The organism is Nocardiopsis sp. NPDC006198, assembly GCF_040613895.1.
In the GTDB taxonomy this organism is placed as follows: Bacteria; Actinomycetota; Actinomycetes; order Streptosporangiales; family Streptosporangiaceae; genus Nocardiopsis; species Nocardiopsis tropica.
Map to the genome: position 1 here is coordinate 11140 of NZ_JBEXSY010000056.1, position 26116 is coordinate 37255.

A 26116-nucleotide genomic window follows, 5' to 3' on the forward strand; every position below is an offset into this window, starting at 1 on the left:
CCGCGGCGGGGGGGGGGGTGGACGGGCCGGCGCGGCCCGCGGCGCCGGGCAGCGCGTCTTCCGCGACGCGTCCGGGGGCCCCGGTGCGTGAGTCCCGGGCATATCGACGCATACTCGGACACTGCTAATGTTCGCGGCAGTATTACTGGCAGGTAATAAATGGGAGCACGCGTGTCTCGGCTGTTGTCCTGGATCATCCGCTCCGTTTGGTCCTACGCCCGGAGCAGAGCCGAAATCCGCGCCGGCTCCGCGGCCGCCCGGAAGTTCGCGCGCTTCGGGACGGGCTCCGCGATCGCCTTCCCCACGGCCACCCTCTACGGCGAGCCCTGGATCGAGATCGGCGTGCACACCGTCCTGGGCGGCGACATGACCCTCGCCGCGGGGATGGGCCCGGACTACGACCTGGGCGAGGGCTCCGTCGTGCGGATCGGGTCGGGCTGCGCCATCGGCCGCGGCTCCCACATCGTCGCCCACAAGTCCGTGGACATCGGCGACCACGTGTATACGGGCCCCTACGTCTACATCACCGACCAGAACCACGCCTACGCCAACACCGAGATCCCCGTCGGCCTCCAGTGGCCCGTGGACGACCCCGTCAGCATCGGCGACGGCACCTGGATCGGCGCGAACGCGGTCATCCTCCCCGGGGTCCACCTGGGCCGCAACTCCGTCGTGGCGGCGGGCACGGTGGTCCGCCCCGGCGCCTACCCCGACCACGCCGTCATCGCCGGCGTCCCCGGCAAGGTCGTGCGCACCTACGACGCCGAACTCGGGTGGGAGCCCCCGCTGCGGGAGACCGGGACCCCCACCCGGGTGCCCACCCCCGTCACCGGCCTGCCCCCGGAGATCCCGGTGGAGCCGCCGGCGCCGGGGTCCGCCACCCGCTTCCCGCCGGTCTGACCCCGGCCGGGCGGAACGCCCCGGCGAAGGGCCCCGTCCGGAGCGCTCCGGCCCAGCTGAACACGGGTTCCGGGGAGGCCGCGGGCACTATTGTGGCCCCATGAAGTTCGACGGGTTTGAAACACTGGCCATCCACGCGGGGCAGGAACCGGACGCCGGGACCGGCGCCGTGGTGGTGCCGATCTACCAGACCAGCACCTACGCCCAGGACGGCGTGGGCGGGCTGCGCCAGGGGTACGAGTACTCCCGCACCGGCAACCCCACGCGCGCCGCGCTGGAGGAGTGCCTGGCGGCGCTGGAGGCCGGTACGCGCGGCCTCGCGTTCGCCTCCGGGATGGCGGCGGAGGACACCCTGCTGCGCACGGTCCTGTCGCCGGGCGACCACATCGTCATCCCGGGCGACGCCTACGGCGGCACGTTCCGCCTCGTCTCCAAGGTGGTCGAGCGCTGGGGCGTGCGGTGGGACGCGGTCGACCAGTCCGACCCCGAGGCGGTGCGCGCGGCCGTCCGGCCCGAGACGAGGGTCGTCTGGACCGAGACGCCCACCAACCCCCTGCTGAACATCACCGACATCGAGGCGGTCGCGCAGATCGCCCACGACGCGGGCGCGCTGCACGTCGTCGACAACACCTTCGCCTCGCCCTACCTCCAGCAGCCGCTGACCCTGGGCGCGGACGTGGTCGTGCACTCCACCACCAAGTACCTGGGCGGGCACTCCGACGTGGTCGGGGGCGCCCTGGTCGTCTCCGACGCCGAGCTGGGCGAGCGGCTGGCCTTCCACCAGAACACCATGGGCGCCGTGCCGGGGCCCTTCGACTCCTGGCTGACCCTGCGCGGGGTCAAGACCCTGGGTGTGCGGATGGACAGGCACAGCGCCAACGCGGAACAGGTCGTGGCGGTGCTGGAGGGCCACCCGGCGGTCCGCAGGGTCTACTACCCCGGGCTGGACGCCCACCCCGGGCACAAGGTGGCCGAGCGGCAGATGCGGGCCTTCGGCGGGATGGTCTCCTTCGCCCTGCGCGACGGGGAGAAGGCCGCGCTGGAGCTGTGCGAGCGGACCGAGGTCTTCACGCTGGGCGAGTCCCTGGGCGGGGTGGAGTCCCTGATCGAGCACCCCGGGCGGATGACGCACGCGTCCACCGCCGGCTCCCCGCTGGAGGTCCCGGCCGACCTGGTGCGGATCTCCGTGGGCATCGAGTCAGGCGCCGACCTGGTGGCGGACCTGCTCCAGGCCCTGGGGGACTAGACCGCCTTCTGCCGTGCCGGCCCTCCGGCGTCGTCGCCGGGCCCGTCACGGCGCCTCTCCGGGGCCGCGTCCCCGGCGCCGTGGCTTCTCTGCGGCGGGCTCTCCTGCGGGCCCGCCGCCGCGGCGCCCCGAGGGGCTGTCGACCGGTGTGCTCCCGCGCCGTGCGGCGGGTGCACCGTGCGGCCGGTGCACCGTGCGGCCGGTGCACCGTGCGGCCGGTCCCGGCCTCCCGGTTCAGACCGGGGTGGAGGCGCGGTCCTGGGGAGGGGCGGTCCCGGCGGGCTTCTCGTTGGTGAAGCGGAGCCCGACGACGAGGCGGCCGGTACGGGAGAGGGCGATGGGGTCGTCGCCCCGCAGGGAGCGGTAGGCGCCCCGGCTGTCCCGGCGGCGGATGCCGATGGAGACGGCGAGCAGGAAGCCCACGGCCAGGCCCAGAAGGACGACTCCGACGAGTGTGACGGCGATCGGGATCATGCTGGTCTCCTCAGGGAAGTCTCTAGTGCTTCGTACGCCCCCGTGCGGGGTGAGGGGGCGCGAGGTGGTGTCTCACGAGTGCTGTATCCGTTGTCGGTGGTGCCCGGATGTTCGGTCCGGCGGGTTGCGGTCCGCCGTGCGCTGCTCTTTCGGGTGTCTCATCGGCGGCGACACCGTGTACTGGGGGTGGCCTTCACCTACGATAGGTTCAGCAGAACCGGATGGACCTGTTCGGTTGGTGTACCGATCACCTTGTTGGTACAAGCTAGGTTGTTGGTCTAGTACCCCAGCGAGGGTTGACTTATGCGGGCAGAGAGCAGATATCGACAGATCGCGCGGACTCTGAGGCGCGAGATCCAGGAGAGAAGCCTGCCGCTCGGCGGCCAGCTGCCCTCGGAGAAGCAGCTCGAGGAGCGCTTCGACGCCTCCCGCAACACGATCAGGCTGGCCCTGGGCATGCTGCGCAACCAGGGCCTGATCGTCAGCCGGCCCGGCAGGGGGCACTTCGTCCAGGACGTCGTCCCCGAGACCTTCTACGCCAACCGCTCCAGGGGCGGGCCCGCCGGACTCAACGAGTCCGGCATGACGGGCCAGATGCTGGAGGAGCTCCAGCTCCTCAGCGCCACCCCCGACATCGCGAGCCGCCTGCGCGTGCCCGAGGGCGACATGACGGTCGTCCGCCGGATGTACCGGTTCTCCGGTGAGATCTCGGGCTCCGTCAGTTCCGCCCACTACCCCATGGACCTCGTCAACGGCACCCCGCTCATGCTGCCCGAGGACGTGGAGAGCGCCCTCGCCGTGCTCGCCGACCACGGCCACCGCCAGGTCGGCTTCGTGGACGAGCTCACGACCCGCATGCCCAGCCCCCACGAGGCCGGTCAGCTCGAACTCCCGCCCGGGGTGCCGGTGCTGGAGGTCCACAGGACCGACCTCTCGGAGGAGAGGCCGATCCGCGTGGTGGAGACGGTCTACGCGGGGCACAGCATCCGCTACCAGTACGAACACGGCAACATGAACGCCTACCGCCGGGACTGAGCACACGCATGAGCACGTCGAGGAAGACCGAGGTCGCGGACCACCTGCGGGAGGCGCTGACCAGGGGCGACTACAAACCGGGAGAACGGCTGCCGGGGGAGGAGGAGCTCGCCGAGCAGCTCGACGTCTCCCGCGCCACCGCACGCCTGGGCATGCGCATCCTCCAGGACGAGGGCCGCATCGCCATCCAGGCGGGCCGCGGGGCCTTCGTCGCCGACCACCGGCCCATCGTCCACCTCGCCACCCCCATCACGGGCGGCAGCGACTCCGAACGCTTCGACGCCGGCTACCAGCCGCACCTGCGCGAGGCCGGATACGACCAGATCGACGAGAAGATCAAGGTCAGCCTCGACACCATGCGGCCCAAGGTGGCCAGGCGGCTCCGCCGCGGCGACGCGGGGGACGGCCCCCACGGGGGGCTGGTCGTCATCCGGGCCTCCGACCGGTTCGTCGAGGGCAGCCTGTGGCAGTCCCAGGTGACCCACTTCCCCTTCAGCATCGCGAACAACACCCCCCTCATGTCCCCCGACCGGTTGGAGCAGGGGGTGGCGGCGGTGCTCCAGGAGCTCGGCTACCGGGAGGACTGGAACTGGGACATCGTCGGCGCCCGGATGCCCTCCCAGGACGAGGCCGAGTCCTTCGGCCTGGGACCGGGGATCCCCCTGCTCGTCCAGGAACGCGTCGCCTACGACGGGGAGACCCCTCTGAGGTTCACCGAGACGGTCATGCCCGCCAACCGCCACCAGCTCCTCTACTCCGGGGGCCGGGCGCCCGAGGAACTCCTGCTGATGGCCTCGGACGTCAACATCTTCGAGCGCTGACCCGCGCGGCCGCGGCCCGGGCACGGCGGGACCGCCCGGCGCGGACCCCGCGAACGGGGCCCGCCGCCCGCGGGACGGCGCGGGTGGCACGGCCTGCCCTCCGCACGGCCTGCCCTCCGCGCGCCGGGCCGGCCGGGGAGCCGCACCCTGCCCGGCGCCGCCGGTCCGTGCGCCCCCGGGCACCGGATCAGCCCCGGCGCCCCAGGTAGCGGTCGACCACGAGGGGGCCCAGCCCCCCGGCGTCGGCGCGCACCACCCGGACGCCCCGGCGCCGCTCCACGCGCTCCAGGAACGCGCGCAGCCGCGGATCGTCCGCCAGGACGAAGAACGCCACCTCCGCCCCCTCCCGCAGCGCGGCGTCCAGCTCGCCCAGCGTCAGCTCCCCGGTGCGGGGATCCGGCGGCCAGGAGAACCGGGCGCCGCCGTCCTCGCCCAGGTGGGCGGTCGGCTCCCCGTCGGTCACCACCATCACCTGCGGGCGCAGGTCGCGGTGGCGCCGCAGGTGGCCGCGCGCCAGCCGCAGCGCGTGGTGCAGGTTCGTGCCCGGGACGCGGCTCCAGTCGTGGGCCGCCAGCTCCGCCGGGGTCATCTCCCGGGCCCTGTCCCCGAACCCGACCAGCCGCAGCCTGTCCCGGGGACGGCGGACCCGGACCAGCGCGTCCAGGGCCAGGGCCGTCCCGGTGGCGGCCCCGTGCAGCCCGCGGGTCGTCATCGAGTGCGACAGGTCCACCAGCAGGGCCACGGCGGCGGCCTCCGCCGGTTCGGTCTCCACCACCCGCACGTCCTGCGGGCGCAGGACCGCGGAGCGCTCCCCGGGCCGCGCCCGGCGCAGGACCGCCTCGCGCGCCGTGGCGACCGCGTCCAGCGCCAGGTCCCCGGCCTCGTCGCGGGGCAGGTGGCCGCCGGTCGCCTCGCCGCCCGGTCCGGCGCCGCCCCGGAGGCCGCCGCCGCGGACGCCGCGCCGGCGTCCCGCCGCCTCGATGTCGCGCAGGGCGAGTTCGCCCAGCCGACGGATCTCGCGCGGTCCCCAGTCCGGTGGCTCCGGCCGGGACCGGTCCCTCCCGGCGCCGTCCCCCGGTGCGGCCGGGTCCCAGGGGGCCCGCGGGCGGGAGGAGCCGTCCCCCCACCCGCCGGCGGCCGGTCCGTCCGGGGCCGCGGGCCCGTCCTCCCCGTAGCTGATCCGCACCCCCTCCAGGGCCGGGGACTCCAGCGGCTCCGGCCCGGCGGCGGGGTCCGCGCCGCCGACCGGCCTCTCGTGCGGGGCGGCGGTCCCCTCCGGCAGCCGGGGCCCCTCCTCCGGCCCGTCCAGGGGATCGGGTCCGCCGTCGTACTCCCGGTACCGGAACCTCACCCGTGCCGCCCCCCGATCCTCCCGGCCCACCGACCGGGCGCGTCGGCCACGACCCTACGCCCGGTGCGCGCTCCGGCGGCGCCGATCCCGGTGGGCCCGTGGCCGCGCCGGGCCGCCCGGGGCGTGGTCCGCGGGTGCTCCCGGCGGGCTCGGCGCCTGCGCCGACCACCGCGAGCGGCCGCGGGGCCCTGTCCCGCCGGACGAGCGGCGAGGGCCGGCCCGGGGCCGGCTGTCCGGGCGCGGTCGGTGCGGCGGGAGGCAGCCCGGCGGACGCGGACCCGGCACGACCCGCGGGGCACGGCCTAGAACCGGTAGACCCCGCCGCCGGGCAGCACGTCCTTGGACAGGCGGCGCTCCAGGTACAGGCCCTCCAGCGCGAACTCCACCACCGCGGCGGCCAGGCCGGGCGTGGGCGGGCCGTCCTCCGACTCCGGGGCGGCGCCGGCGATCATCGCCGCGAGCCCCGGCACGGCGCCGACCCGGCGCAGCAGCTCGGCGGCGCCCACCAGGTCGCCGGACTCCACGGTGGCGCCGCCGGTGAACCGCTCGACGAGCGCGGACAGGTCAGTCCCGCCCAGCCGCTCCCGGAACGCCTCCGCCGTCGCCCGTCTCAGCAGCGCGTGCAGGACCTCCGGCTCCCGGCCCTCGGTCCCCAGCTCGAACTCGACCTTGCCCAGCAGCGGCTCCACCGCCGCCGCCAGGTCGCACACGCGCGCCACCGGGGCCTCCCCGCCCGTCAGGGCGGACCGGCGCAGCGCCGACGCCGCCGCCGTCTCGGCCGCCGCGACGGCGAAGCGCACGGACACCCCCGACCTGGCGTCCACCCGCTTGGAGGCGCGCACCAGCCGGGTGAACCGCGCCGCGGTCTCCCACACGTGGGCGGGCACCGCCGTGCCCTCCGGCAGCACCGCCTCCTGGCGCACCAGCGCCAGCTCGTCCTCCAGCGTGAGCGGGTAGTGGGTCCGCACCTGCGCGCCGAAGCGGTCCTTGAGCGGGGTGACGATCCGGCCCCGGCTCGTGTAGTCCTCGGGGTTGGCACTCGCGACCACCAGGAGGTCCAGGGGGAGCCGCAGGCTGTAGCCCCGCACCTGGAGGTCGCGCTCCTCCAGCACGTTGAACAGGGCCACCTGCGCGCGGGCGGGCAGGTCGGGGAGCTCGTTCACGCAGAACACGCCGCGGTTCGCGCGCGGCACGAGGCCGTAGTGGACGGTCTCCGGGTCGCCCAGGGAGCGCCCCTCGGCCAGCCGGGCCGGGTCCACGTCGCCCACGAGCTCGCCCACGCCCGTGTCGGGGGTGCCGAGCTTCTCCCCGTACCGCTCCCGCCGGTGCCGCCACACCACGGGCAGGCGGTCCCCCTCCTCCGCCGAGCGCCGCACGCACACCGGGCACACCGGCGCGTAGGGGTGGTCGTTCACCTGGCACCCGGCGACCGCCGGGGACCACTCGTCCAGCAGGCCCACCAGGGAGCGGATCAGCCGGGTCTTGCCCTGCCCCCGCTCGCCGAGCAGCACGAGGTCGTGCCCGGCCAGCAGGGCGCGCTCCACCTGCGGGAGCACCGTCGAGTCGAAGCCGAGCACCCCGGGGAAGCGAGGTCCGCCGGAGCCCATCAGGCGGAGCAGGTTCTCCCGCACCTCGGCGGAGACGGAACGGTGGACGTGGCCGTACTCGCGCAGCGCCGCGCGGGTCCGGGGGAGTTCGGGGGGTGCGCTCACCCTCCGAACCTATCCGCAACCCGGGCGGGGTGACGGGAGTAACCCCGCCCGGGGTTTCCGCGGCCCGGCTGGGGAAAGGGACCCCGATCAGAGCGTCCCCGTCCGGCGGCCCCGCCACCGGGGCCGGTGCCCGGTCCTGTTCACCGGAAGATCCCCCGGTGGCCGCCGGGATGGAAGAATGGGACGTGACGGTGGAGTCCTGCGAACGGCCCGGGCGGCCGGTGAAACCGGAGGTGGCGGCTGGTGGCACGGTTCGGCAATGCACTGACGACGGGGGCCGACCTCGTGAACGCGGCCGAGCGCGCCGTCCTCGGCGCTCTGGAGCAGGTCGACGGGGCGGCCGACCTGGTGTGCTTCTTCGTCTGCGGCGCCGACCCCGAGGAGGTCACCCTCGCGGGCAAGCGCGTCATGGCGCTGGCGGGGGGCGCGACCACCCTCGGGTGCAGTTCCACCGGGGTCATCGGCGGCGGACGCGGCGTCGAGGGGCAGGGCTCGGTGAGCGTGTGGTGCGCCGGTCTGCCCGGGGTGGAGATCACCCCGTTCCGCCTGGACACCGTGATCGAGGGCGACCACCTCGCGGTCGTCGGCATGCGCGAGCCCGGCCCCGACGACCGGGCCGCCATCCTGCTGACCAACCCCTACGAGTTCCCCACCCAGGCGTTCGTGCGCGAGTCCACGGTCGCGCTCAACGGGCTTCCCCTCGTCGGGGGCATGGCCGACGGCATGCGGGGGGAGGAGTCCGTCCGCCTGTTCTGCGAGGGCGACGTCGCGGAGCACGGGGCCATCGGCCTCCTGCTCGGCGGCGCCAACGTCCTCGGCACCGTCGTCAGCCAGGGCTGCCGCCCCGTCGGCCCGGCGATGACCGTCACCAAGTCCGAGGGCAACCTCATCCTCGAACTCGCGGGGGTCAACGCCTACGACAAGCTCGAGGAGCTCGTCGAGGAGCTCTCGGACGAGGACCGCGAACTCGCCGGACACGGTCTGCACCTCGGCATCGCCATGGACGAGTACGCCGACCACCACGGGCAGGGCGACTTCCTGATCCGCAGCGTGGTCGGGGCCGATCCCGAGCTCGGCGGGCTCACCGTCGGCGACATGGTGGACGTCGGCCAGACCGTCCGCTTCCAGGTCCGCGACGCGGGCACCGCGGACGAGGACCTCGCCCGGCGGCTCGCCGACTTCGGGGCGGAGCACGCCGTCGGCGCCGGACTGCTCTTCTCCTGCAACGGCCGCGGGGCCGCGCTCTTCCCCCACGCCGACCACGACGTCCTCGCCGTGCACCGCGTGCTGGGCGTCGAGGCCGTCGCCGGCTTCTTCGCCGCGGGGGAGATCGGGCCGGTCGGCGGCGTCAACCACGTGCACGGGTTCACCGCCTGCCTGCTCGCCTTCGCCTAGCGCGTCGGCCGCAGGGGTCCGCGGCCCCGCTCCTCCGCCGTGACCCCGTGTCCGTGGCGGGCCCGGGCGCCGGGACCGGCCGGGTCGGCCCCTCGCGCCGCACCGGCAGCGCCCTGTCGGCCACGGCCGCCCCGGGCTGCGAGCCGGACTTTTACTGCCGTAACACCAACACCCGCCACAAGCTCCTTGAGTGTGCGCACACCAGGGCGCTTACTGAGAGTTACTGATTTGATCACTCTCGGTGTTTGGTGAGGGAAGGTACAGATGTCGGACAGACGGTGCGAGCGCACCACCGCCCGGACCCTGGCGGCCCTGGGCGCCGCGGCGCTCCTCGTGCCCCTCGCGGCGCCGGCGCCCGCCTTCGCGGAGGGCGGCTGGCTGCGACAGGACCTGGACTCCGCGGACCGGGTCGGCCTGGTTCTGGAATCGGGCGCCCTGCGGACGGACGTCGGTGAGGCGGACGGCGGCGGGGCCTCGCTGCGCAGGGAGGGGCAGCGCGGCCGCACGGGCCTGGCGACCTTCCCGGAGCAGGCCCTGGACGGGCCCACCGACTCCGTCGACGTGCGGGTGCGGGCGGACGGCGACGTCGAGCACCTCCTGGCCGAGGTGCGGGGGGTCCGCCCGGACGGGATGTGGACCGAGTGGTACCCCGCACCGGGGAGCGGCGGCCGGGTGACCCTGCCCGAGGACGTCACCCAGGTGCAGCTGCGGGTGGAGGTCGAGGGCGGTGACACGGCCCTCACCGGCCTGCGGGTGCGCCCGCTCGCGAGCGGCGCGGGCCGACCGGGCGGTGGGGAGCGGGACGGCGGCGCCCACGGAGCCCGGCCTGCCGAACCGTTCTCGGCGCGGCTCTTCGCGACGCGCATCGGCCTGGTGGGCGGGACCACCGCCAACGGCCACACGGTCCGGAAGGACGACCACTTCGTGGCCCTGCCCTCCCGTCGAGGCCTGGCCACGCGGGGCGGCGGCGAGTACACGGTGCGGGTGTGCACCACGGGAGCGCTGGGTCCCGAGGGCAAGAACGAGACCCCCGAGCACGAGCCGCGCTGCGCCTATCTCCCCGTCTGGGACGTGGGCCCCTGGAACACCGGGGACGACCACTGGAACGAGGACCGCGAGTCCTGGAACGATCTGGAGCGGGGGCGGCCCCAGGCTGAGGCGGCGTACACGGACGGGTACAACGGGGGGCTGGACGGGTTCGGGCGCAAGGTCCGCAACCCCGCCGGGATCGACCTGGCCGACGGCGCCTTCCGGGAGGGGCTCCAGCTCCCCACCAACGCCTGGGTGGAGGTCGACTACCTGTGGACCGCCGACTACCGGCAGCGCGCGGAGATCACCACGGTGACCCAGAGCGACCCGGTGGTCGTGCGCGGCGGCCCCGGCCTGGAACACGACCCCGTGGGGCTCGCGGCGCACAAGGCCAACGTCGACGTCGCCTGCCAGACGGTCGGGGACGAGGCGACGGGCCCGTTCGGGACCAGCAGCGCCTGGTACCGGATCGGCCCCGGCAACTACGTCCCCGCGGCGTTCGCCGACGGCGGCGCCGACGCCCCCGACTGCGCCCGCCGGTAGCCCCGGCACGGAGGCCCCGGCACCCCGGGGCCTCCGCCGGGAGCCGCGGACCGCGCCGGGGCGGACCCGGGCCGTCCCCGGCTCAGACGCGGACGACGACCGTCCCGGCGGCCCTGTCGTGCAGGGCGCGGGACCGGGGGTCGAAGTGGATGGGCAGCGCCTCCGCCAGGGAGAACAGGTTCCCCACCAGCGGCAGGGTCTGGGGCAGGCCGAAGAACGCCGCACGGCCCAGGGCCTGGCCCTGGGTGAGCCTCCCCCCGTCCGCGGCGCTCACCACCCTGATGCCGACCGCCATCTTGCCGATCGTCCGCCCCCAGGCGACCAGGTACAGCCAGTCGTAGAAGAACAGGAGCAGGCCCCAGCCGAAGAAGAACAGCAGGGCCCACAGCTCCCCCTGGGCGTCGGTGGTGTCGGCGCCCAGGGTGAGCACCGCCGTCACCAGGGCCATGAAGAGGAAGAACGCCCAGGCGGCGACCACCACCAGCGCGTAGTCGATGGCGCGGGCGGCCAGGCGGCGCCCCAGGCCGACCGTCCCCGGTCCTCCCCGGTCGGCGCCCGGGGGCGCGGACGCCGGTCCCCAGCCGCTGGTCGGGACGTACGAACCGGGCCGGGGTTCCTGGGGGTTCCAGTGGGGGGTGGGCATCGCGGGGTCGGTTCCTCTGTTCGTCGGTCGGGGAAGGGCGCAGGAGGCCGCGGGCCGGACCCGCCGGGCCTCCCGGTACTCAGAGACTACGACGCGCCGGGAGCCCGGACGGATGCGTCGCGGCGCCCCAGAACCTCCGACCGCACCGGTCCGCGCGGCCGGCGCGGGACCCCCCGAACGCGGCGGGGGGCGGCCGCCGGCCGCCCCCCAACCTGTTCCGCCTGTGCCTCACATGCCGCTGTAGGGGACGGCGTCGATGATCTCGACCCCCAGGCTCTTGCCGTTCGGGAGCGTGTAGCTCACGCTCTCACCGATGCGCTTGCCGTTGATGGCGGACCCGAGAGGGGACTTCGGGGAGTACACGTCGATCGGAGATCCGCTCTCCTCGCGGGAGGCGAGCAGGAAGGTGACCTCCTCCTCGTCCCCGTCGAACTTGACGGTGACGGTCATGCCGGGGCCGACCACGCCCTCGGTGCGCGGGGCCTCGCCGACGCGTGCGGTGCGCAGGATCCCGGTGAGCTGGAGGATACGGGCCTCCATCTTGCCCTGCTCCTCCTTGGCGGCGTGGTAGCCGCCGTTCTCCTTGAGGTCGCCCTCCTCGCGGGCGGCCTCGATCTTCTCCGCGATCTCGATCCGCCCACGGCCCGACAGGGTGTCCAGCTCAGACTTGAGCCGGTCATACGCCTCCTGGGTGAGCCAGGTGACGTTGTCATCGCGGGTCTGGGTCACTGGAACTCCTTGTGTACTAGTAGCAAGGGCCACCAGGCGGCCGAAGCTGAACTTACGAGAATATCACCGTGTGTGGTGGCACAAGGGATCTCGCAGGCGTGGCGGCGGCACCGGGGACCAGTGCGGGGAGGGATCGGTCGATCAGTCCTGCGAACCTTGTTCCCTGCACGAGGCCACTTGTACCGCGGAAGCCTGACGAACCGTCTCAACGGTCGCGGTGACCATCCGGTTCCCCGCCTCCGCCTCGGAGCGCTTCTGCCCCACCTCGACGTGCTGCTCGTCCAGTGCCACGATCAGGCACTCGGCCCCGTCCCGGCTGTTCACCTCGTAGTTGACCGTGACCTCGTCCGGGGACTCCAGGGAGTAGGAGACCACCTGGTGGTACACGCCGCCCCCGAGCCCCCTGTAGCTCATCACGGAGTAGCCCCAGCCGACCGCGCACAGGACCGCGAACACGGTCGCGATGACGAAGAAGACGGGGCCGTTGCCGTGGTGCCTGCGTAGCGCGGGCGCGACGGGTTCGGCCGTGTCGGCCGGGGTGTCGGCACTGTTCACGGCGTCTTCTTCCGGGGTGGGCTGCATCGGGAATCTCCGAACAAGGGGACGGTGTTGTCTAAGATATCCCCGACCTGCCAGCCCCCCTACGCGGCCCGTGCGTGAGTCGTCGAAGCCGTGCCCCGGGGAGGCCGGACAGCCACGCCCCGTGCCCGTGTTCACCGAGTCAAGGAGAACCCTTCGTTGTCCGAGCGCCTGCGGCTTATGGCCGTCCATGCCCACCCCGATGACGAGTCCAGCAAGGGCGCGGCCACGATGGCGCGCTACGTGGACGAGGGCGTCGACGTGCTCGTCGTCACCATGACCGGTGGCGAACGAGGCGACATCCTCAACCCCGCCATGGAGCGTCCCGAGATCCGCGAGAACATCGCGGCGGTCCGCCGCGAGGAGATGAACCGGGCCCGCGAGATCCTCGGCATCCAGCAGGAGTTCGCCGGGTTCGTCGACTCCGGCCTGCCCGAGGGCGACCCGCTGCCGCCGCTGCCGGAGGGGTGCTTCGCGACCCTGCCGGTGGAGGAGGCCTCCGCGCCGCTGGTGGAGTCCATCCGCCGGTTCCGCCCGCACGTGATCCTCACCTACGACGAGAACGGCGGCTACCCGCACCCCGACCACATCATGACCCACAAGGTGTCGATGCACGCCTTCGACGCCGCGGGCGACCCCGACGCCTACCCGGAGGCCGGGGACCCCTGGCAGCCGCTGAAGCTGTACTACTTCGTCTCGTTCCCGCCGGAGCGGTTCGAGGCACTGGCGACCGTCCTGGCCGAGCGCGGCATCGAGAACCCCTTCGAGGACTGGATGAAGCGGATCAACGAGCGCGAGTACCCCAGGTGGGAGATCACCACCCGGGTGCACTGCAGCGAGCAGTTCGACGTCGCGAACGAGGCGCTCAAGGCGCACGAGACCCAGGTGGACCCGAACGGCTTCTGGTTCGCCGTCCCCAACGAGGTCCTGGCCGAGGCCTGGCCGACCGAGGACTACCACCTGGTGCGCTCGCTGGTGGACACAGAGGTCCCTGAGAAGGACCTCTTCGCGGGTGTCCGAGAAGCAGTGAGAGTATGAGCGGCATGAATACCCTTCTCACCTCCGCGGCGGTGGCGGCCAACGACTTCTCGCTGGACAAGAACACCGTGACACCCGGGGTCATGGGCTTCCTCGTCATCTTCGCGATCGGCGTCGTGCTGTACTTCCTCATGAGGAGCCTGACGGGCAAGCTCCGCGCCCTGCCCAAGGAGGGCGACGGGTCGCCGGAGGCCGGCGGCACCGCCCGGGCCTCCGACGACGGGGCGGCCGGGGTGGCCGCCTCCGCCGCCCCCGACGGCGCCGGGGAGCCCAGGGCCTGACGCCCCGGGAGCCCGGCGGCCGGTCCTGCGGGGCCCGGGCCGGCGGGAGCGCTCCCCGGGGACCGTTCCCCGCCATGACCCGGCGGGGCGGTTTCCGGGAGGGGGGCTCCCGCTCCGGGGCGAACCGGGCGGACCCGGGCCGCGGGTGGCACAGTGGGGGCATGTCCAACCGCTTGAGCGAAGCGACCAGCCCGTACCTGTTGCAGCACGCCGAGAACCCCGTGGAGTGGTGGCCCTGGGGTGAGGAGGCCTTCGCGGAGGCGCGCCGGCGCGACGTTCCCGTGCTCGTCTCCGTCGGCTACGCGGCCTGCCACTGGTGCCACGTGATGGCCCACGAGTCCTTCGAGGACGAGGCGACCGCCGCGCGCATGAACGCCCACTTCGTCAACGTCAAGGTGGACCGCGAGGAGCGCCCGGACGTCGACGCCGTCTACATGGAGGCCACCCAGGCCATGACCGGCCAGGGCGGGTGGCCCATGACCGTGTTCGCCACGCCCGAGGGCGCCCCGTTCTACTGCGGGACCTACTTCCCGCGCGACCACTTCCAGCGGCTGCTGGAGGGCGTGGCGACCGCCTGGCGCGACAAGCGCCCCGAACTCCTCGACCAGGGCAAGCGGGTCGTGGACGCGCTCGGCGCCCCGCGCACCCTGCCCTCCGCGCCGCCGCCCTCCGCCGACCAGCTGGACCTGGCCGTCCACGCCCTGGTGCGCGACTACGACAGCGCGGAGGGCGGCTTCGGCGACGCGCCCAAGTTCCCGCCGTCGATGCTGCTGTCCTTCCTCACGGCGCAGGACGAGCGCACCCGGCCCTTCCCCGCAGAGGGGGCCTCCGGCGGAGGCGCCGGGGCCCCGGGCGAGGCCACCCCCGCACGGCTGATGGCCACCGGTACCGCCCTGGCCATGGCCCGGGGCGGCCTGTACGACCAGCTCGGAGGCGGGTTCGCCCGCTACTCCGTGGACCGCGCGTGGGTGGTGCCCCACTTCGAGAAGATGCTGTACGACAACGCGCTGCTGCTGCGCGCCTACCTCCGCATGGGCCGGCGCCCCGTCCGCCGGGGCGCCGGGACCTCGGAGACCGCCACCCGCGCCCTGCTGCTGCGGGTGGCGGAGGAGACCGCCGACTGGATGCTGCGCGACCTGCGCACCCCCGAGGGCGGGTTCGCCTCGGCGCTGGACGCCGACAGCGAGGGCGAGGAGGGCACCTACTACGTGTGGTCCCCCGCCCAGCTGCGCGAGGTCCTGGACGCGGACGACGCCGCCTTCGCGGCCGGGGTGTTCGAGGTGACGGAGGAGGGCACCTTCGAGCGGGGCGCCTCCGTGCTCCGGCTGCCGGTCCCTCCCGCCGACACGTGGCGCTTCCAGCGGGTCCGCGAGGCCCTGCTGGCCGCCCGGGCGGAGCGGGTCGCTCCCGCCCGCGACGACAAGGTGGTGGCCGCCTGGAACGGGCTGGCGATCGCCGGCCTGGCGGAGGCGGGGGCTCTGCTGGAGCGCCCCGACCTGGTGGAGGCCGCCCGCGACGCGGCGGAGCTGCTGCTCACCGTCCACCTGCGGGACGGCCGCCTGGTGCGTACGTCCCGGGACGGAAGGGCGGGCGGCAGCGCCGGGGTCCTGGAGGACTACGCCGACGTGGCGGAGGGTCTGCTGGCCCTGCACGGGGTGACCGGCGATCCGCGCTACGCGCACGGGGCCGGACAGCTCCTGGACGCCGTCCTGGAGCACTTCGGCGACGGCGCGGGCGGGTTCTTCGACACCGCGGACGACGCGGAGAAGCTCTTCAGCCGCCCGCAGGACCCCACCGACAACGCGACCCCCTCGGGGCGCTCCGCCGCCGCGTCCGCGCTCGTGACCCACGCCGCGCTGACCGGTTCGCAACGACACAGGACGGCGGCCGAGGGCGCCCTGGCGCCGGTGGCGCTGCTGGCCGAGAAGGCGGCGCGGTTCGCCGGGTGGGGCCTGGCCGCGGGCGAGGCCGCCCTGTCGGGGCCGCGCGCCGTCGCGGTGGTCGGCGACCCCGGCGACCCCCGGACGGAGGAGCTGGTGCGCACCGCCCTGACCTGGGCGCCCCTCGGTACGGCGCTGTCCCGGGGCGACGGCCTCGACGACGGCGGCGTGCCGCTGCTGCGCGACCGGGTGCGGGTCGGAGGAGCTCCCACCGCCTACGTGTGCGAGGGGTTCGTCTGCAAGCTCCCGGTCACCTCGCCCGAGGAGCTCCGGGCCCAGCTGCTCTCCCGGACGCCCTGACCGCCGGGGGGCGCGGACACGCGCCCCCCGGTCAGACCAGCCGGGTGCCGCCGATGATGTCGTTCACCACGTCCGGGCGGTAGGCGGGCTGCCGGATCTCCATGTACACGGTCGTGGGCACGCCCGGCTGGTGCACGGCGGCGCTGGTGAACGCGCCGCCGCCGTTGCACTCGGGCCAGTCCCACACGGTGCCCTCCCAGGTGGGGGTGTGCAGCTCGCGCTCCTCCGGGGAGCCCCCGCACGGGTCGGCCCCGGAGACGCCGCTGAGCCTGCGGGAGCCGGGCATCACCGTCGCGTACACCCCGTAGGAGGGCACCTCGGTGGAGTGCCAGTCGTCCGCGTCGGTCGCCACCAGCAGCCCCGGTCCCGCGCCGGCCCCGGCCGCGGCCGGACCGGCGGCGAGGTCGGTGTGGAACTCGCGCGCCCACACCGAGGGCACGTTCACGAGGATGTTCTGGCTGGCGTCCCTCACCGTGGTCAGCGCCATGCCCGGGGCGCCGGTGGACGCGGTCGCGCCCGCCGCCACCAGCAGCAGGGAGGCCGCCAGGGTGACCGTGCGCCGCCAGGGCATCTGGTAGCGCTGCCACCACGGGTCCGCCTTGGGCAGGTCGGGCTCCGTACGGATCGCCCTGACGCGGTCGGTGAAGGTCTTGGCGTCCGCCGGCCTGCTCTCCCGGTCCACCGAGAGCGCGGAGAGGATGAGCTCGTCGAGGGCGCGGGGCAGGCCTGGCCGGATCCGGCCAGGCGGGACCTTGACGGGCGGGCGGGAGGGCGGGCGCCCGGTGATCAGCTCGTAGGCGACCGCGCCCAGCGAGTACACGTCGGACCGGACGTCCAGGTCGCCGCCGGGGATGCTCTGCTCGGGCGACATGTAGCCGGGGGTGCCCGCCGCCGCAGTGAACCCCGAGGCCTCGTCGATGGCCTTCGCGAACCCCAGGTCCGCGACCAGGACCCGCTGCCCCACGGGGGAGGACTGGAGCAGGACGTTGGAGGGCTTGATGTCGCGATGGATCGTGCCGTGGTTGTGCAGGACGGTGATGCCCTGGCCGATCTCCGTCAGCAGCCGCAGGGCCTCGTCCAGGGGCAGCTGGCCCCGGCGGATGAGGTCGGTCACGCTCCCCTGGTCGGCGTAGGTCATCACCATGTAGGGGCGCCCGTCGGGCAGCACGTCGACGTCGTGCACCGCCACCAGCCACGTGGAGTCGGTCTGGCGCAGGATGCGCGCCTCCTCCAGGAACCGGTGCTGGATGTCCATCTGGTGCGCCCAGTTCTCGGCGAGTACCTTGATGGCCACCGGGTAGTTGAGCAGATCGTCCTGCGCCAGCCAGACCGTGGCGAAGGAGCCGGAACCCAGGCGCCGGATGACGCGGTACCGTCCGAAGGCCTCCGGTTGGCTCATTTCCGCCTCGGTGTCTAGGGGGGTGGATACGCGTTCGTTGCCCACTAATACACCATCTACGCCTTCATGTTGTCTCCCGCGGATATGATCCCCTCTCCGGGTAGCGCCGAGACCCCCGTGGCGTGGAAACTGGGGGGAGCCCCCGACGGGTTCTGTACGCCATGCGAATGGTCGCGGCGAGATGCGAGGCTTCGCGAGGACGGAGCCGAAGGGGATCCGTGGACGTCCCGTTGACGTGTGACCCTCGTAACCGATGGGCGCACACGCGTCCGAACAGGACGGTCGGACGTCCGCCGTCAGTCAGGGAGAGACCAGCCATGCGCAGTAGTGACCACACGGAGAACGAGGAGACCCCGGCGCCCCGGCGGCGGGTGGCGAGCAACGTCGACGAGGAGCTGGAGGACCTCGCGCGACGGGCCAAGCACGGCGACGCCGCGGCCCTGGACGACCTCCTCCGGCGCATCCAGCCCGAGGTGCTCCGCCGGTGCGCGCGCTTCCTCCCCTACCGCCAGGACGCGGAGGAGGCCTGCCAGGACGCGCTGCTCCGCGTGGCCCGCAAGATCGACAGCTTCAAGGGCGACTCACTCTTCACCACCTGGCTGTACACGGTGGTCTCCAACTCCGCCCGCCAGACCTACCGGTCGATGAAGCGCAGGTCCGCCGAGTTCCCCACCGAGGCCGAGCGCATGCCCCACCAGCGCGATCCCCGGACCACCAGCGTCATCGCCGGCTCCCGCATCGACCTCCTCGAGGCACTGGACCAGCTGGAGAAGGACCGCCCCAACCTGGTCGCCCCCCTGGTCCTGCGCGACCTGTGCCAGATGGACTACAACGAGATCGCCTCCGAGCTCAACCTCGCCCTGGGCACCGTCAAGTCCCGGATCCACCAGGGCCGCAAGCACGTGCGCAAGTCCCTGGCTGTGACGTAGCGCCCCGGGGCGAACTACTCTGGAGGAATCCCCGTCGGCACATCCTTCACAGGAGTGTGCTGTCTTTGATCCAGCTCTGAGAGGTTTCGCCAATGGGGCTCCGAGACCCCCTGTACTGGCTCTACGAGCGGCGGCTCGAACGCCAGCTGACCAGCCAGGAGATTCCCCGCCACGTCGGTGTCGCCATGGACGGCAACCGCCGATGGGCGAAGAGCAGCGGCCTCCGTGCGGCCGAGGAGGGCCACCAGGCCGGCGCGAACAAGATCTTCGAGGTGCTGCGCTGGTGCGACGAGGTCGGTGTGCAGGTGGTCACCCTGTGGATGCTGTCCACCGACAACCTCACCCGCGACGAGTCCGAACTGGGCCCGCTGGTGCGCATCATCGAGCAGACCATCGCCCGGCTCCGCGAGGAGGGGTGGAACACGCGCCCCGTCGGCGCGCTCGACGTGCTGCCCGACTCCACCGCCCGCGCCCTGAAGGAGGCGGAAGAGGCGACATCCGGCAACCCCGGCCTGGTTGTCAACGTCGCCGTCGGGTATGGAGGTAGACGTGAGATCGCTGATGCGGTTCGGTCCCTCCTCCACGAGGAGGCGGCCAAGGGCACCGGTATCCAGGAGCTTGCCGAGCGCCTGGACATCGAGGACATCGCACGGCATCTCTACACGCGCGGCCAGCCCGATCCCGACCTGCTCATCCGCACCTCGGGGGAGCAGCGCCTCTCGGGCTTCATGCTGTGGCAGAGCGTGCACTCGGAGTTCTACTTCTGCGAGGTCTACTGGCCCGCGTTCCGCAGGGTGGACTTCCTCCGTGCACTGCGCTCCTACGGCGCGCGCAACCGGCGCTTCGGCTCCTGACCCCCGGTCCCCCCGGTCGGCCTGCCCATTAACGCGGTGTTCACCGCGCGGCGGGGCGGGACCCTTGGAAACGGGGTCGCGGGCGCGTAGCGTCGGAACAAGCGGGTGGTGTGCATCCACCCGTTCGGGAGGCCCCGGCTCATTGATCTCCTCCGCCCTCGCGGAACGTCGACGAGGAGGGCCGGACCCGGCCCTCTGGGGCCAGGTCCCGGTCCTCCATGATCCCGTGACAGTAGGGCGCCCCCGCGGTGCCCAAGGGGAGAACGAGTGGCTAGTTCCTCGACCGATCGCCGTGACACCCAGTCCCCCGCCGACCCCCACACGGAGGTAGGCCGGGGAAGGCGCGTCCATGTGCTCGACACCAGTGTCCTGCTCGCCGACCCGATGGCCATGGCCAGGTTCGCCGAGCACGAGGTGGTCATCCCCGTGGTGGTGATCACCGAGCTGGAGAGCAAGCGACACCACCCGGAACTCGGGTACTTCGCTCGCAACGCGCTGCGCCGCCTCGACGACCTGCGGGTCGCCAACGGCCGACTGGACGTCCCGGTACCGGTGAACGACCAGGGCGGAACGCTCCGTGTGGAGCTCAACCACAGTGATCCGAAGATCCTGCCGGCGGGCTTCCGGCTCGGCGACAGCGACACCCGGATCCTGACGGTGGCCCGCAACCTCCAGGAGGAGGGCGGGAACGTCGTGCTGGTGAGCAAGGATCTGCCGATGCGGATCAAGGCCGCCTCGATCGGCCTCCCGGCCGACGAGTACCGCGCCGAGCTCGCCATCGAGCACGGCTGGACGGGCATGGCCGAACTGGACGTGCCCGCCCACCAGATCGGTGAGCTGTTCGAGAGCGGTACCAGTGAGATCGAGGAGGCCAGGGAGCTCCCCTGCCACACAGGGCTGGTGCTCGTGTCCGAGCGGGGCAAGGCGCTCGGCCGGGTGCGGCCCGACAAGTCGGTCAAGGTGGTGCGCGGGGACCGGGACGTGTTCGGTCTGCACGGGCGCAGCGCCGAGCAGCGGATCGCCCTCGACCTGCTCACCGACCCCGAGGTCGGCATCGTGTCGCTGGGCGGGCGCGCGGGCACCGGCAAGTCGGCGCTGGCGCTGTGCGCCGGGCTGGAGTCCGTCCTGGAGCGCCGCCAGCACCGCAAGGTGATGGTGTTCCGGCCCCTGTACGCGGTCGGGGGCCAGGAACTCGGCTACCTGCCCGGCACCGAGAACGACAAGATGACACCGTGGGGCCAGGCGGTGCACGACACCCTGTCCGCTGTGACCAGCGAGGACGTCATCGAGGAGGTCGTGGACCGGGGGATGCTGGAGGTCCTCCCGCTCACGCACATCCGGGGCCGCTCGCTGCACGACGCGTTCGTGATCGTGGACGAGGCCCAGTCACTGGAGCGCGGCGTGCTCCTCACCGTCCTGTCCCGGCTCGGGGAGAACTCGCGGGTGGTGCTCACCCACGACATCGCCCAGCGCGACAACCTGAGGGTGGGACGCCACGACGGCGTGGTCGCGGTGATCGAGAAGCTCAAGGGCCACCCGCTGTTCGCGCACATCACCCTGACCCGGTCGGAGCGGTCCCCGATCGCCGCCCTGGTCACCGAGCTGCTGGAGAACTGACGCGAGGGCGGTCCGGGCCCGGCCGCGGAGGCCGGGCCCGGACCGCCGTCCGCGCGTGCCGGTTCCGGCCCCTCAGCGCATGCCCGACACCAGCCGGCCCAGGCTCCGCAGCCTCGCCAGGCTCGCCTCGTAGCGGGCGCCGACGGCGAGGAGGAGCAGGCCCACGACCGCGAACGGCACCCAGTTCGGCGCGAGCCGGGCCAGGTCCCACAGGGGCGGCCCGAACGCCCGCGCCGACGTGGCCACCAGCACCAGCCCTCCCAGGGCCAGGGGCGCCCGGAGCCGTCCCGCCAGCCCCCACACGGTGACGGCCACCCCGAGCACCAGCACGGCCGGCACCCGCCACGCCATGCCGTCCCCGGTGAGCACCAGGACCACCGTCGGCAGGAACAGCAGCGCCAGACCGCCGCCGTAGGCGGCCCAGCTCGACGGCGGGGCGGGCGCCCTGCGGCTCCACTCCCAGCCGATGACCAGGGCGGCGAACGCCGGCGGCGCCGTGTACGCCTCGGGCACCGTCACGTCCCACGCCGCGAGCGCGGTCCACAGGGCGGCGAACATCAGCAGGCCGCCGACCACCGCGAACCCCGACCGGCCGGGCCGCACGGCGGTGGCCGACGCGATCACGCCGACCAGGGCCAGCGCGAGCGCCACCAGTTCCGGCCGTGCCCCCGCGCCGAGGGAGACGGCCAGTGCCAGCACCGCCCACAGGCACGCGGGGACCTCCGCGGCGGGCACCAGCGCCCCGCGCAGCCTCGGCACGACCGCGGCCACGGCGGCGACCAGGGCGATGGGCGCCAGCGCCGCGTACTCCGCCGGCGCGTCCAGGGCCAGGGGCAGGGCGAGGGCGAACGCGCCGGTGAGGGCCGTGGCGGCCGCGGTGCCGCCCAGGGCCGGGACGGGCGTCCGCGCCAGTGCGGCGGCCACCGACGCGACCACCGCGGCGGCCATCAGCGCGGCCGCGACCGTGTGCTCCTCGGCGAGCGCCCAGCCCAGCCCCAGCGCCAGGGTGAGGAGGCCGGTCAGCCCCGGCAGCGGGCTCGTGCGCCCGTCCCGCAGCAGCGCGGACCACACCACGAGAGCGGATCCCACCGCCAGCACCCACAGCAGGGCGAGGAGGAACGGCGCGCCGGCGACCACGGGCAGCGGGGCCAGCGCGGGCGGCGCGACCAGGGCGACGGCGTGCGGCGTCCACCTGCGGGCCAGCACGGCGACCGCGCCGACGGAGAGCAGCCCGGACACCAGGACACCGGCGACCGCCGCCGCGGCGACCGGTCCCGGCAGCGGGGCGAGGCCGAGGACGGCGTACGCGGGGTCCGTCAGGGCCGGGAGCGGGGCCGTCCCCGGGGGGTACGCCCGGGAGGCCGCGGCGAGCGCGGGCAGCGACCGGGGACCGGCCACGAGCGGGACGGCCCCCAGCAGCAGGAGCCCGAGCAGGGTGAGGGGCGCCGCCCGGAGCGCGGGCCGCGGCACGGGGCCGAGGGTCGGCCGGGGCGCCCCGGGGCGGTGCGGCCGGGCCGAGGCCACCGCGGCGGCGCCGACGCACAGCAGGGCCGCGGCCGACAACCACCACGCCACGGGTTCGGGCGGTCCCGGCCGCGTGAAGGAGGCCGCCAGGGAGGCCCCGCCGGCGAGGAGGGCGAGGGCCCCCGGGACGAGGGGCGCGGTGCGGGCCGCGGCTCCGGGGGAGTCCACGCGGCGCAGGAGCAGCGCCGACACCAGGGAGGCCGCCGCGACCAGCACGATCGCCGACAGCGTCGTGCGGTACTCGGGGAGTGACCAGAGCAGGCCCAGCACGAGGGTCGCCGAACCGGTCGCCGTCGGCACCCAGCCGAGTCCGGAGCGGCCGGAGAGCGTGACGCCCAGCAGCAGCGCGGCTCCCACGAACACCGTCCACACCACCGCCGCCGCGTACGGCAGGCCCAGGAGCACCGGCAGCGGCACCAGGGAGGTGGGCGCGGCGAGCGAGGCCGCGGTCACCGTCCACCTCCGGTCGACCACGAGGACCAGGGCCACCACCAGCGCGCCGGCGACGAGCACGCCGAGCGCGGCGCCCAGCGCGGCGGCCGTCCCGGAGGGGGCCGAGAGCCCCAGCACCCGGTGGGCGGGGTCGAGCATCGCCGACGCCGGGGCGGTCCAGGGGGCGTACGGGCCGGGGAGCGCCGCCAGCCCGGGGTCACGGCCCCCTCCGGCGAGCAGCGGGGCGGAGGGCAGGAGCAGGAGGCCGAACAGGGTGAAGGCCGTCCGGGGGTCGGCGGTGTCCGGGGCGGGGGTCCGGGACGCCGCACGACCGCCTCCGGGCGCCGTTCCGGCCGCGGGGGAGGCGAACGGCCTGCGGACCCTGCCGAACAGCAGGGCGGTCGCGCCCGCCGGCAGGGTGGAGGCGGCGAGGAGCCACCAGGCGGGACGCGCCGCGTCCCCGCCGAGGGTCAGCGCCGCCAGGAAGACCGTCCCGGCCGCCAGGGCCAGCGCCCACAGCAGCAGGCACGCCCCGTACAGGGAAGCGGGGGCGTCGCCCGCGCGGTCGGCGCGGCGGAACAGCAGGAGGCCGGCCAGCGGGACCGCGCCCGCCAGGAGGAGCGCGGCCAGGGACGTGTACTGGTCCGGCAGGGACCACAGGACCCCCGTGGCGACGGTGAGGCTCCCCGAGGCCGCGGACACCCGGCCCGCGCCCCGCCGGGGGAGGAGGGCGGTGCCGAGGACCAGCGCGGCGCCCACGAGCATGGCCCACACGACCGCGACCGCCAGGGGCAGGGGCAGCAGCAGGGGGACGGCCAGCAGGGTCGGCGGGGCCACCAGGGCCGAGGTGTGCGCCAGGAGGTCGCGGCGCAGCAGGGCCGTGGCCGCCAGGGCGAGGACGGCGGCGGCCGCGACGGCCGCCAGCCAGGCGGCTCCGGACAGAGGGGGCGCGCCGGGACCGGTGAGCCCCAGGACCCCGGCGGCCGCGGCGGTCGCGGTGCCGGGGGCCTCGGACCAGAACGTGTCCGGGACGCGCGGGAGGACGGGGAGGTGGGCGGGCCCGGCCGCCAGGGGCGCCGCCCCCAGGGCGAGGAGCGCGACCACGGCGTGCACCGCCGACGGCCCGGCGCCGGCCGGGGGGAGGGAGGGCAGCGGGCGCCGGGTGAACAGCAGCCCCGTCACGCCGGACACCAGCAGGGCCGCCGCCAGGGCCCACCAGGAGCCGGCGTCGCCGGCCGCGGGGACCGCGAGCACGAGAACCGCGGAGAGGGCGAGGGAGAACCCCCACAGGACCGTCGCGGTCACGTGGAGGGTGCGGACGGGGACGCCCTCGCGCGGGCCGCCGAGCAGGCGGACCAGCAGCAGGTCGGCGAGGGCGGTGGCGGCGAGCGCGGGCAGGGTCCAGGGCAGGAACCCGTCCCCGGGCGCCACCACCAGCAGCACCGGGACCGGCTGGGCCACGAGCGCGGCGACGACGCGCGGGGACCGCAGCGGCACGAGGAGCGGGTAGAGCGCCGTCAGCGCGCCGACGGCCGCCAGCGCGGCGGCCGAGTAGCCGGGCCCGTTGGAGATCCGGTCGGAGAGGAGCAGGCCCAGGGCGAGGGCGTCGACGCACAGCAGGGCGGCGGCGACGGCTCCGAAGGTCTCGGCGGTCGCCCTGAGGCCGCGCCGGTGCAGCGGGAGGGCCAGGAGGGCGAAGGCCAGGGTCGTGGCGCCGAGGACGCCCGCGCGGGCGCCGGTGCCCAGGTCGCTCCAGGACCAGACGGCGAACACCAGGGCGGCGATGCCGACGAGGAGGCCGCCCAGCCCGAGGACGACGTTCTGGGCGGAGCGCCGGGTGACCTCGCCGACGGGCTCGGAGGCGTGTCCGGCGGACGCGGGGGCCGGGCCCCCCGGGGCGGCGGAGCCGAGCGGCGGCCGCGGGCCGCCCTCGGCCCGGACGGCTCCGGGGCGGCCGTCGGCGGGCGCGCGCCCGGGAAGGGGCGTGCCCGGCCGCCCCGGGAGCGACTCGCGGCGCAGCAGGCGCATCGTGACGGCGCGCTCGCCGAGCAGGCGGTGCCTGCGGCCGTCGATCTCCGCGATCTCGGAGTCGATCAGCCAGAGGCGCCGGGCGGTGTCGCCGACGAGTGCCAGTCCGCACCGCGGGCACGCGCGCACGCCGGCCGGGAGCGGGGCGCGGCAGTCCGGGCAGTGGAGCCGTGGACCCGCGGGGGACGGTGGGGATCCTGGGGCGTTCATACCGCCATCCTGTCCCCGGCCCCGCCCGCGCGCATCGGTACACGTACTCAGACCGGGCGGTGACGAGAGCCGCGTCCCCCGGTGCGGAGACGTGGAGCACACGTGGACCCGCTTGACCGGAACTTGACTCTTCGTGTCGCTGCGCAGGTCAGAGGTCCGCAATGCAGGCACATTCCGTGATGTGACCCAAGGCATAGTAAAACTGGCGTTACTTGGCCGTGACGATGATGCAGGCTGAGTCCGCTGCACAGAACACTCCCTCCCACGTGGAAGTCCCCCGCCGCGGTCGGTCGAACGGAAGAAGACCCGTCCCCTCCGCGCACAGTCCGGGCCACGTGGTCAGCGGCGGCGAAGCACCGCACACGAACAGCCCCACGAAGGCACGTGTGCGTCTACGCGAAAGGGCCACTCCTTGCTGATCGACCGAACCTCACTGCGCCGTGCGAGCGCCGTCGGAGCCGCGGCCGTGGTCGCGGGAAGCGCCTTCACGGTGGCGGCGTTCGCGCAGACCGGGGCGGTGGAGCCCGAACGGCTCACGTCCGCCGCGGTGGTCCCCGACCAGGAGTCCGGGGACGGCGCCGACGACTTCTTCGCCGAGCCCTCCGCGGTCGGCGGGGAGGAGCGCGAGGAGAGCCGCCGGCAGGCCGCGGCGGCCGCGGAGGAGGGCCTCCGGTCCGCCAGCGGGACGGGGAGCGACATCCCCGAGCCCGAACCGGAGCCCGAACCCGGCGCCACCGCCTCCGGCGGCGGCGCGGACCCCGCGGACCCCTCCGGCGGCGCGGCCGCCGTCCCGGCGGGCTCGGCCAAGGAGATCGCCCTGGAGATGGTCCTCGCGGAGGGGTGGGGCGAGGACCAGTTCTCCGGCTGCCTCGAACCCCTGTGGGAGAAGGAGAGCAACTGGGACCACACCGCGGAGAACCCGGGTTCGGGCGCCTACGGCATTCCGCAGTCCCTGCCCGGCAGCAAGATGGCCTCCCACGGCGACGACTGGCGGACCAACCCCGCCACCCAGATCGCGTGGGGCATCGACTACATCAAGGACCGGTACGGGAACCCCTGCGGCGCCTGGTCCCACTCCCAGGCGAACAACTGGTATTAATGGGGCTT

The 26116-nt window shown here is 74.5% G+C and carries 21 protein-coding genes; 13 read left to right on the top strand and 8 right to left on the bottom strand.

Translation table 11 applies throughout. The features are described 5' to 3' along the window. The first annotated feature begins 159 nt into the window (after window positions 1-159). Together ABZ234_RS26945 and ABZ234_RS26950 are read left to right on the top strand one after the other, a co-directional pair. Complete coding sequence (locus tag ABZ234_RS26945) at window positions 160-900, top strand: acyltransferase (RefSeq protein ID WP_267946568.1); 741 nt, start codon at window positions 160-162, stop codon at window positions 898-900. A gap of 100 nt (window positions 901-1000) precedes the next feature. Continuing rightward, the gene (locus ABZ234_RS26950; protein ID WP_267946567.1) at window positions 1001-2146 is read left to right on the top strand and encodes a cystathionine gamma-synthase; all 1146 of its coding nucleotides are present in this window, start codon (window positions 1001-1003) and stop codon (window positions 2144-2146) included. Between the two features lie 234 nt (window positions 2147-2380). On the opposite strand, the gene ABZ234_RS26955 is transcribed toward ABZ234_RS26950, so the two are convergent. After that, on the bottom strand, window positions 2381-2620 hold the full coding sequence (locus ABZ234_RS26955) for a hypothetical protein (RefSeq protein ID WP_267946566.1): 240 nt from the start codon (window positions 2618-2620) through the stop codon (window positions 2381-2383). A 303-nt stretch (window positions 2621-2923) separates the two neighbouring features. Here ABZ234_RS26955 and ABZ234_RS26960 point away from each other — a divergent pair, with 303 nt between their 5' ends. Continuing rightward, window positions 2924-3655, top strand: coding sequence for a GntR family transcriptional regulator (locus ABZ234_RS26960; protein WP_355013895.1), 732 nt, complete (start codon window positions 2924-2926; stop codon window positions 3653-3655). An 8-nt stretch (window positions 3656-3663) separates the two neighbouring features. After that, window positions 3664-4476: a GntR family transcriptional regulator gene (locus ABZ234_RS26965; RefSeq protein WP_267946564.1), complete on the top strand. Its 813-nt coding sequence runs from the start codon at window positions 3664-3666 to the stop codon at window positions 4474-4476. Between the two features lie 187 nt (window positions 4477-4663). Here ABZ234_RS26965 and ABZ234_RS26970 read toward each other — a convergent pair whose 3' ends face one another. Continuing rightward, window positions 4664-5827, bottom strand: a complete 1164-nt coding sequence (locus ABZ234_RS26970; protein ID WP_355013896.1) for a VWA domain-containing protein — start codon at window positions 5825-5827, stop codon at window positions 4664-4666. A 302-nt stretch (window positions 5828-6129) separates the two neighbouring features. Further along, complete coding sequence (locus tag ABZ234_RS26975) at window positions 6130-7539, bottom strand: sigma 54-interacting transcriptional regulator (RefSeq protein ID WP_344184705.1); 1410 nt, start codon at window positions 7537-7539, stop codon at window positions 6130-6132. A 243-nt stretch (window positions 7540-7782) separates the two neighbouring features. On the opposite strand from ABZ234_RS26975, the gene ABZ234_RS26980 reads away from it, so the two are divergent. Together ABZ234_RS26980 and ABZ234_RS26985 are read left to right on the top strand one after the other, a co-directional pair. After that, entirely contained in the window at window positions 7783-8934 is a 1152-nt protein-coding gene (locus ABZ234_RS26980) for an FIST N-terminal domain-containing protein (RefSeq protein WP_267946561.1), read from the top strand. A gap of 264 nt (window positions 8935-9198) precedes the next feature. After that, window positions 9199-10506: a hypothetical protein gene (locus ABZ234_RS26985; RefSeq protein ID WP_267946560.1), complete on the top strand. Its 1308-nt coding sequence runs from the start codon at window positions 9199-9201 to the stop codon at window positions 10504-10506. 82 nt (window positions 10507-10588) lie between these two features. Here the strand turns inward: ABZ234_RS26985 and ABZ234_RS26990 are convergent, their stop codons facing one another. The 3 genes from ABZ234_RS26990 to ABZ234_RS27000 all read right to left on the bottom strand — a co-directional run bounded on the left by ABZ234_RS26990 (window position 10589) and on the right by ABZ234_RS27000 (window position 12460). Further along, entirely contained in the window at window positions 10589-11149 is a 561-nt protein-coding gene (locus ABZ234_RS26990; protein ID WP_267946559.1) for an RDD family protein, read from the bottom strand. 228 nt (window positions 11150-11377) lie between these two features. Next, the gene (gene greA, locus ABZ234_RS26995; RefSeq protein ID WP_267946558.1) at window positions 11378-11878 is read right to left on the bottom strand and encodes a transcription elongation factor GreA; all 501 of its coding nucleotides are present in this window, start codon (window positions 11876-11878) and stop codon (window positions 11378-11380) included. A gap of 141 nt (window positions 11879-12019) precedes the next feature. After that, window positions 12020-12460, bottom strand: coding sequence for a DUF4307 domain-containing protein (locus ABZ234_RS27000; protein ID WP_267946557.1), 441 nt, complete (start codon window positions 12458-12460; stop codon window positions 12020-12022). Between the two features lie 156 nt (window positions 12461-12616). Between ABZ234_RS27000 and mca the strand changes: the two genes are divergently transcribed. The 3 genes from mca to ABZ234_RS27015 all read left to right on the top strand — a co-directional run bounded on the left by mca (window position 12617) and on the right by ABZ234_RS27015 (window position 16016). Beyond that, window positions 12617-13495 (top strand): mycothiol conjugate amidase Mca, encoded by an 879-nt coding sequence (gene mca / locus ABZ234_RS27005; protein ID WP_267946556.1) that lies wholly within the window; start codon window positions 12617-12619, stop codon window positions 13493-13495. Window positions 13496-13500: 5 nt separating this feature from the next. Continuing rightward, complete coding sequence (locus tag ABZ234_RS27010; protein WP_267946555.1) at window positions 13501-13776, top strand: hypothetical protein; 276 nt, start codon at window positions 13501-13503, stop codon at window positions 13774-13776. 161 nt (window positions 13777-13937) lie between these two features. Beyond that, entirely contained in the window at window positions 13938-16016 is a 2079-nt protein-coding gene (locus tag ABZ234_RS27015; RefSeq protein WP_355013897.1) for a thioredoxin domain-containing protein, read from the top strand. Between the two features lie 31 nt (window positions 16017-16047). Here the strand turns inward: ABZ234_RS27015 and ABZ234_RS27020 are convergent, their stop codons facing one another. Further along, on the bottom strand, window positions 16048-17415 hold the full coding sequence (locus ABZ234_RS27020; RefSeq protein WP_267946553.1) for a serine/threonine-protein kinase: 1368 nt from the start codon (window positions 17413-17415) through the stop codon (window positions 16048-16050). A gap of 317 nt (window positions 17416-17732) precedes the next feature. Between ABZ234_RS27020 and ABZ234_RS27025 the strand changes: the two genes are divergently transcribed. The 3 genes from ABZ234_RS27025 to ABZ234_RS27035 all read left to right on the top strand — a co-directional run bounded on the left by ABZ234_RS27025 (window position 17733) and on the right by ABZ234_RS27035 (window position 20815). Then, complete coding sequence (locus ABZ234_RS27025; RefSeq protein WP_267946552.1) at window positions 17733-18344, top strand: sigma-70 family RNA polymerase sigma factor; 612 nt, start codon at window positions 17733-17735, stop codon at window positions 18342-18344. 92 nt (window positions 18345-18436) lie between these two features. Continuing rightward, a complete protein-coding gene (locus ABZ234_RS27030; protein ID WP_267946551.1) occupies window positions 18437-19198 on the top strand; it encodes an isoprenyl transferase in 762 nt (253 codons plus the stop codon). Between the two features lie 351 nt (window positions 19199-19549). After that, the gene (locus ABZ234_RS27035; protein ID WP_267946550.1) at window positions 19550-20815 is read left to right on the top strand and encodes a PhoH family protein; all 1266 of its coding nucleotides are present in this window, start codon (window positions 19550-19552) and stop codon (window positions 20813-20815) included. A gap of 72 nt (window positions 20816-20887) precedes the next feature. Here the strand turns inward: ABZ234_RS27035 and ABZ234_RS27040 are convergent, their stop codons facing one another. Next, on the bottom strand, window positions 20888-25009 hold the full coding sequence (locus ABZ234_RS27040; RefSeq protein ID WP_355013898.1) for a hypothetical protein: 4122 nt from the start codon (window positions 25007-25009) through the stop codon (window positions 20888-20890). Window positions 25010-25421: 412 nt separating this feature from the next. On the opposite strand from ABZ234_RS27040, the gene ABZ234_RS27045 reads away from it, so the two are divergent. Further along, window positions 25422-26108 (top strand): lytic transglycosylase domain-containing protein, encoded by a 687-nt coding sequence (locus ABZ234_RS27045; protein ID WP_355013899.1) that lies wholly within the window; start codon window positions 25422-25424, stop codon window positions 26106-26108. Window positions 26109-26116 lie beyond the last annotated feature (8 nt).

What these genes read in the sequence shown, in the direction of transcription:
- ABZ234_RS27040 (WP_355013898.1), bottom strand. Translation starts at nt 25,009, where the DNA reads ATGAACGCCCCAGGATCCCCACCGTCCCCCGCGGGTCCACGGCTCCAC.
- ABZ234_RS26950 (WP_267946567.1), top strand. Translation starts at nt 1,001, where the DNA reads ATGAAGTTCGACGGGTTTGAAACACTGGCCATCCACGCGGGGCAGGAA.
- ABZ234_RS26990 (WP_267946559.1), bottom strand. Translation starts at nt 11,149, where the DNA reads ATGCCCACCCCCCACTGGAACCCCCAGGAACCCCGGCCCGGTTCGTAC.
- ABZ234_RS26960 (WP_355013895.1), top strand. Translation starts at nt 2,924, where the DNA reads ATGCGGGCAGAGAGCAGATATCGACAGATCGCGCGGACTCTGAGGCGC.
- ABZ234_RS27025 (WP_267946552.1), top strand. Translation starts at nt 17,733, where the DNA reads ATGCGCAGTAGTGACCACACGGAGAACGAGGAGACCCCGGCGCCCCGG.
- ABZ234_RS27015 (WP_355013897.1), top strand. Translation starts at nt 13,938, where the DNA reads ATGTCCAACCGCTTGAGCGAAGCGACCAGCCCGTACCTGTTGCAGCAC.
- ABZ234_RS27030 (WP_267946551.1), top strand. Translation starts at nt 18,437, where the DNA reads ATGGGGCTCCGAGACCCCCTGTACTGGCTCTACGAGCGGCGGCTCGAA.
- ABZ234_RS27000 (WP_267946557.1), bottom strand. Translation starts at nt 12,460, where the DNA reads ATGCAGCCCACCCCGGAAGAAGACGCCGTGAACAGTGCCGACACCCCG.
- ABZ234_RS27010 (WP_267946555.1), top strand. Translation starts at nt 13,501, where the DNA reads ATGAATACCCTTCTCACCTCCGCGGCGGTGGCGGCCAACGACTTCTCG.
- ABZ234_RS26985 (WP_267946560.1), top strand. Translation starts at nt 9,199, where the DNA reads ATGTCGGACAGACGGTGCGAGCGCACCACCGCCCGGACCCTGGCGGCC.
- ABZ234_RS26965 (WP_267946564.1), top strand. Translation starts at nt 3,664, where the DNA reads ATGAGCACGTCGAGGAAGACCGAGGTCGCGGACCACCTGCGGGAGGCG.
- ABZ234_RS26945 (WP_267946568.1), top strand. Translation starts at nt 160, where the DNA reads ATGGGAGCACGCGTGTCTCGGCTGTTGTCCTGGATCATCCGCTCCGTT.
- ABZ234_RS26955 (WP_267946566.1), bottom strand. Translation starts at nt 2,620, where the DNA reads ATGATCCCGATCGCCGTCACACTCGTCGGAGTCGTCCTTCTGGGCCTG.
- ABZ234_RS27020 (WP_267946553.1), bottom strand. Translation starts at nt 17,415, where the DNA reads ATGAGCCAACCGGAGGCCTTCGGACGGTACCGCGTCATCCGGCGCCTG.